3 protein-coding genes and 1 pseudogene are annotated in these 2,607 nt (G+C 32.9%); 2 read left to right on the top strand and 2 right to left on the bottom strand.

Annotated features, from left to right (window positions below; genetic code table 11):
• A pseudogene (locus VI621_RS07445) lies at positions 1-324 on the top strand (methylmalonyl Co-A mutase-associated GTPase MeaB); the annotation flags it as partial.
• 50 nt (positions 325-374) lie between these two features.
• Positions 375-1,601, top strand: coding sequence for an ISL3 family transposase (locus VI621_RS07450; RefSeq protein ID WP_324217752.1), 1,227 nt, complete (start codon positions 375-377; stop codon positions 1,599-1,601).
• On the opposite strand, the gene VI621_RS07455 is transcribed toward VI621_RS07450, so the two are convergent.
• Both VI621_RS07455 and VI621_RS07460 read right to left on the bottom strand, forming a co-directional pair.
• Positions 1,570-1,875, bottom strand: a complete 306-nt coding sequence (locus VI621_RS07455; RefSeq protein WP_324217753.1) for a hypothetical protein — start codon at positions 1,873-1,875, stop codon at positions 1,570-1,572. The two genes, VI621_RS07450 and VI621_RS07455, sit on opposite strands and share 32 nt — an antisense overlap.
• Positions 1,811-1,996 carry a hypothetical protein gene (locus VI621_RS07460; RefSeq protein WP_324217754.1) on the bottom strand — a complete coding sequence of 62 codons (186 nt, stop codon included), beginning with the start codon at positions 1,994-1,996 and terminating at the stop codon, positions 1,811-1,813. The genes VI621_RS07455 and VI621_RS07460 overlap by 65 nt, the downstream gene beginning before the upstream one ends.
• Between the last annotated feature and the right edge of the window lie 611 nt (positions 1,997-2,607).

The following is a 2,607-nucleotide window of genomic DNA, read 5'->3' on the forward strand; positions in this document are numbered from 1 at the left end:
CATTTGTTTCCACCTTCCGATTCAGGATGGATACCTCAGGTTACCACCTGTTCTTCTGTTACCCGTAAAGGAATAGACAAATTGTGGGAAATCATACAATCCAATTTCAATCACACCAAAACAAACGGTTTTTTTGAGCAAAGACGCCATGAACAAACCAAATATTGGATGTATGAAACCATCAACGAATCATTAAAGAACTCTTTTTATCACCATCCTGAGATTATGAAGGTAATTCCTGAAATTGAATCCCACCTTTTAGAAAACAAAATCAGCTCCTTTGCTGCAGCTAATTATTTATTGGAGCTTTATAAGAAGAAGTAATAGGTGCTTTATGACTTGTAGTGGGTAAAAGTAATATTTATTTTTGTCTCATGGAAAACAACAGCACAGAGATATTTAACATTGCATTAGGTTTAAGTTTTCCTTGGCAAGTAACATCAGTAGTATTTGAAGAAGTGAATAAACAGCGTGAACTACACCTTTATTTGTCGTTTATTAAAGGGAGTAAGTTTATAGGTGAAGACAATAAAGAATACACTGCTCATGATACTGTTGAAAGAAAATGGCAGCATCTTAATTTTTTTCAACACAAGTGTTATATACATGCTAAAGTTCCACGAATACGGCAAGCAGACGGTAGGGTAATTACACAGCCGGTACCATGGGCAAGAGCAGGGAGTGGTTTTACCTTATTATTCGAAGCCTATTCAATGTTATTAATAGAATGTGAAATGCCAGTAAGTAAAGCTGCTAAAATAATGGGAGTGTATTCGCAAAGGCTTTGGAATGTATTTAAATACTGGGTGTCTAAAGCGCATCAGGCTGATGAAGTGAAAGATTTAACCCAACTTGGTTTTGATGAAACATCAAGTAGAAAAGGTCATAAGTATGTAACTATAGCTGTAGATTTAAAACAAAGAAGAGTGCTATTTGCTACCGAAGGAAAAGGAGCCGATTGTATTGAAAAGACAGTAGATTATTTAAAAGAAAAAGAGGTAGCTGTTCAGGCAATTAATCAGGTATGCATAGATATGTCCCCAGCCTTTATTTCGGGATGTTCAAAACACCTTCCTCAAGCAGCAATAACATTCGATAAATTTCATGTTGTAAAAGAAGTAAACAAAGCAATGGACGAACTTAGAAAATTAGAGAGAAGAGGAAATGACATGCTTAAAGGACACAAATATACTTTCCTTACTAATAAAATAAGTCCAAAAATTGAAACAGAAAGAGACCTGTTAATGGAGATGTACCCAAAGCTAGGAGAGGGTTATCGGCTAGTGCAATTGTTTAAAGATTTTTGGGACATAGAAGATAAACAAGAGGCAGAAGGATACCTGGCTTTTTGGTGTGATGTGGCTATGGATACAGGAATATTTCCATTCAGAACGGTTGTGAAAACAATAAAAGCACATTGGACTGGAATAATAAATTACATTGAAAGCAAAATAAATAATGGAATATTGGAAGGGATAAATAGTAAAATCCAATTAGCTAAAAAAAGAGCTCGGGGTTATAGAAATATTGACAACTTTATTAGTATGATATATTTTACTTGTGGTAAACTCAAATTTGATTACCCACTATATACCACTTAGAGCCAATAATTTCAATCTCTAATTTAAGTAGGGTGTTCAAATCTTTATCTTGATAGGCTGCCGTAACTTTTTTCATCAGCTCCTCTCTTTCGAGTTTCAGTGTTTCATCCGTTTCTAAGTCAGAATGCAACATTTTAGCCAACGACATATAGATGCTTCGAATGGTTTTATTTTGTAACTCTTCGGCAAGTTTATTTTTAATTTCTAATTCAATTTCCTTTTTTGTTTTTTCTGGTTTCCTGTTTTCTATTTCGTTCTTCTTGTTGGTATTCAAATTGACCTTTCAATTCCGCCATTTTTCTTGCGATTGCTTCATCGCTAATGTCCATATCTGAAAAATCTACATCCATTCCAAATTCTGCCTTAAACATATCCTCCATCATTTCTTTCATCATGTATATTTCTTCAGTCTCTTCTTCATCAAAGGTGGTTGGGCTAAGGGCATCGTAAATATAGTTATGGCTTACCCAAACACTTCTATAATCATATTACTAACTCAATAATCGGCATTATCATATTTTGATTTTTTACCCATAAAATTGTTAAAAAAACGGAACAATAAAAAACCCGTCACATTTCTGTAACGGGCTTTCTATTAATTAGATAAATCTCTCTAAACTAAATCTAATTATCAAAATTGCCTAAGGCAATACTCTTAATTTTACACAAACAAATTTTGAACTATAAAATTGACTTAAACGAAAGAAAAATCCTAACAAAATCAAGCACTTTACAGCACACCACCTATCTCCAGCTCTTCAATTATTCTGCAAAATTACACTTTTATAAATATCAAACAAATATTTATCGTTAAATTTTTGTTATTAGGCGATTAAATCTAAAAAAGCTACGACAAATTGAATTTTAAACCTTTTACTAACCTCCAAAATTTAGGAAAAATTAAAATTTCACATGCGAATTTTACAATCAAATTATTACTAAAACCATGCTACAGTGAACCATTCATTTCAGCAATTAAATTTTTGTATTCTACTTGCGTTTCTGT

It is taken from the genome of Flavobacterium sp., assembly GCF_035292545.1.
Classification (GTDB): Bacteria; Bacteroidota; Bacteroidia; order Flavobacteriales; family Flavobacteriaceae; genus Flavobacterium.